This window comes from Promicromonospora kroppenstedtii DSM 19349 (assembly GCF_000515355.1).
GTDB classification, from domain to species: Bacteria; Actinomycetota; Actinomycetes; order Actinomycetales; family Cellulomonadaceae; genus Promicromonospora; species Promicromonospora kroppenstedtii.
The window spans coordinates 3,102-6,660 of the sequence record NZ_KI911747.1; the positions used below are offsets into that span (position 1 = coordinate 3,102).

General features: G+C 73.1%; 2 protein-coding genes. One reads left to right on the top strand and one right to left on the bottom strand.

Translation table 11 applies throughout. The features are described from left to right. A partial coding sequence (locus tag PROKR_RS36200; RefSeq protein WP_036969303.1) for a hypothetical protein occupies positions 1 to 669 on the bottom strand: 669 nt, incomplete at its 3' end. A gap of 495 nt (positions 670 to 1,164) precedes the next feature. On the opposite strand from PROKR_RS36200, the gene PROKR_RS25510 reads away from it, so the two are divergent. Then, entirely contained in the window at positions 1,165 to 3,327 is a 2,163-nt protein-coding gene (locus PROKR_RS25510; RefSeq protein WP_036969304.1) for a heavy metal translocating P-type ATPase, read from the top strand. Positions 3,328 to 3,559: the final 232 nt, after the last annotated feature.

Below are 3,559 nucleotides of genomic sequence, written 5' to 3' on the forward strand. Positions count from 1 at the left end.
GGCGGGACCGGCGCTCGTCCGGCTGCCTGCCGGGGCGGCCGGGTCCGGCGCAGCCCAGGCGTCGAACGTCGGTTCCGGACCGGGCAGCGGCATCGCCGTCAGCACGACGACGCGGCCGCGCCGCAGCCGCCGCGCCATCCGGTCGAGGAACACCAACGCATCCACCGACGCCGGCCCCAGCCGGTCGACGACCAGCACGATCTCCCGGGCGTCGAGCGCCTCGGCGAGGTCCTCGGCGCTGGGGCCGCCGATCGCGCCAGCGAGGTTCCCGACGTTGGGGTCGTCGGGCACGTCGGCGATGCTCCCGACGCTGCGGGTGTCGATCGTGCCAGCGATGCTCCGGGCGTCGAGGGTATCGGGAGCGTCGAGGACGTGCGATGCGGTCGGGGTGCTGCCCGCCTGTCCGGCAGGGGACACCGTCGGAACCGGGCCGGACGGTTGTGCCAGCCGGGCGCGGATGGCTGTTCCGAGCGTCGCGCCGTCGACAGCGTCGCCGCTGCCGACGTCGACCCGGACGACCACCCGGCCGTCGTCGGCCAGCCGGCGCGACCACAGTCGCACGGCGGTACCGCGGCCGGCGCCGCGCGGTCCGCGCAGCACGACCATGCCGGAGCGGCCCGGACGGAGCGCGTGGTCAAGCATCTTCTCGACGGTCGGCCTGGGGAGCATGATGCCGCTATCCACTCAGCCCCCTGGGGTTGGACAAGACGATCGGGCACTGCGGGCGCCCGGCTGGACAGGACCTTGGATCACACTCGGGTAAGACGCCGCCGAGGGGCCGGCGTGTCGAGTGACCTGGATCACAGTCGACCCGAACGGACAATCCCGGCAAGCCCCTGACCTGCGAGAACCGGTAACGGCGGCCGTGGTCGACGAGGCCTCCGGCGCAAGGTGTGGTCGATCGGCGGGTGCCGGCAGGGCCGAGCTCCGTTCGGCTGGGCCTCGGGAGATTCGGCTCTGCCGAACAGTCAGGCCGGGCCGAATCGAGTCTTCGCCAGCCGTACGAATGCCAGCCCACCCGACACCCCCTTGTGGGGGTGTGGTCGCCTTTTGCTTGCCCGGGCGGTTCGCGCCGGGGACCGCTTGACGTTGATACCCCCTAGGGGTATATATGGAGGTAACGCAACCCGTACGGGCCTGCACTGCTCAACCCAGGAGCGATCCATGAACGAGCCACACCAGCACCCCGCACCACCCGTCGCGGCCGGTCCCGACACGGACCACGAGCACGCGCACCACGAGCACGACCACTCCGGCCACGACCACACGCACCACGAGAGCACCCTCGTCGATGGGCATGCCGCCCACACGGAGCACGACGCCCACGCGGGCCATGACGCCCACGGAGGTCACGCCGGCCACGGCGACCACGTCGGCCAGTTCCGGCGCCTGTTCTGGATCATGCTGGTGCTCGCCGTCCCCGTCGTCGCGTTCTCCGGCATGTTCGCGATGATCCTCGGCTACGAGCTGCCCGACGCCACCTGGGTCACCGTGATCCCGCCCGTGCTCGGCACCGTCATGTACGTCTGGGGCGGTTCGCCGTTCCTCACGGGCGCCGTGAGCGAGCTGCGCTCCCGCAAGCCCGGGATGATGCTGCTCATCGGGCTCGCGATCACGGTCGCGTTCGTCGCGTCGCTGGGCGCCAGCCTCGGCCTGCTCGACCACCAGCTCGATTTCTGGTGGGAGCTCGCCCTCCTGATCGTGATCATGCTGCTGGGCCACTGGATCGAGATGCGCTCGCTCGCGCAGACGACGTCGGCCCTGGACTCGCTCGCGGCGCTGCTGCCCGACGAGGCCGAGCGCGTCGAGGGCGACCAGGTCGTCAAGGTCGCCCCGGCCGGCCTGGCCGTCGGCGACGTCGTCGTGGTGCGGCCGGGCGGGAGCGTTCCCGCCGACGGTCGGGTCGTCGACGGCCGGGCCGAGATGGACGAGTCCATGGTGACGGGGGAGTCGCGCACCGTCCCGCGCGGCCCGGGGGAGACCGTCACCGCCGGCACCGTCGCCACCGACTCCGGCCTGCGGGTCGAGGTCACCGCCACCGGCGACGACACCGCCCTGGCCGGCATCCAGCGGCTCGTCGCCGAGGCGCAGGCGTCGTCCTCCCGCGCGCAGCGCCTGGCGGACATCGCCGCGGGCTGGCTCTTCTGGTTCGCGCTCGGCGCGGCCGCGGTCACCGCCGTGGTCTGGACGCTCGTCGGCCTGCCCGACGACGCCGTCATCCGGACCGTGACCGTGCTCGTGATCGCCTGCCCCCACGCGCTGGGCCTCGCGATCCCGCTCGTGGTGTCGATCGCGACCGAGCGGGCCGCCCGCGGCGGTGTGCTCGTCAAGGACCGCCTCGCGCTGGAGAGCATGCGCACGGTCGACACCGTGCTGTTCGACAAGACCGGCACCCTCACCAAGGGCGAGCCCACGGTCGCCGACGTCGCGCCCTCCGCCGAGGCGGACGCCGACACGCTCCTGGCGCTCGCGGCAGCGGCCGAGCAGGACAGCGAGCACCCGCTGGCCCGGGCGATCGTCCGGGCGGCTCAGGACCGAGGGCTCGTCGTACCGCGTGCCACGGGCTTCGCGTCGTCGCCCGCCGTGGGGGTCACGGCGACGGTCGACGGCCGTGAGATCCGGGTCGGTGGGCCGCGCCTGCTGGACGAGAACCGCCAGGAGGAGGTCCCCGCGGCGGGCGCCTGGCGCGAGGACGGCGCGATCATCCTGCACGTGCTGCGCGACGGAGCGGTGATCGGCGGCATCAAGCTCGCCGACGAGGTGCGTGCCGAGTCCGCCGAGGCGGTCCGGGCCCTGCACGACCGCGACGTCCAGGTCGTCATGATCACCGGCGACGCCGAGGCCGTGGCCCGCTCCGTCGCCGAGGAGCTCGGCGTGGACCGGTACTTCGCCGGGGTCCGCCCCGAGGACAAGTCGGCCAAGGTGGCGCAGCTCCAGGCCGAGGGGCGCAAGGTGGCGATGGTGGGCGACGGCGTCAACGACGCCCCGGCACTCGCGCAGGCCGACGTCGGCATCGCGATCGGCGCCGGGACCGACGTCGCCATCGCGTCCGCCGGCGTGATCCTCGCCAGCGACGACCCCCGGTCCGTGCTGTCGGTGATCGAGCTGTCCCGGGCGAGCTACCGCAAGATGAAGCAGAACCTGTGGTGGGCCGCCGGGTACAACCTGATCTCGGTGCCGCTGGCCGCCGGGGTGCTGGCACCGATCGGTTTCGTGATGCCGATGTCCGCGGGTGCCCTGCTCATGTCGCTCTCGACCGTGGTGGTGGCGCTCAACGCCCAGCTGCTGCGCCGGCTCGACCTGCGACCTGGACGACGGACCCCCTGAACAGGCTGTTGACCTGGTCCGGTGCGCCGCCTAACCTGCTGGGCGGCGCACCGGCCGCATTCCGGAGTCAAGGGAGACCTCGTGAAGCTCGTACCCGCGTTCCGTCCTGCCTTCCACCTGGTGACAGCGGTGTCAGCGCTCGCGCTCGCCGCGAGCGGCCTGGTCGTCGCGGGCACCGCCAGCGCCGCCCCGAGCACCGCCGCGGAGAGCTGGCGCGTGGACGGTCCGCGCG

Bases quoted from the DNA above. Each gene is read 5' to 3' on its own strand.
- PROKR_RS25510 (WP_036969304.1), top strand. From the start codon at position 1,165: ATGAACGAGCCACACCAGCACCCCGCACCACCCGTCGCGGCCGGTCCC.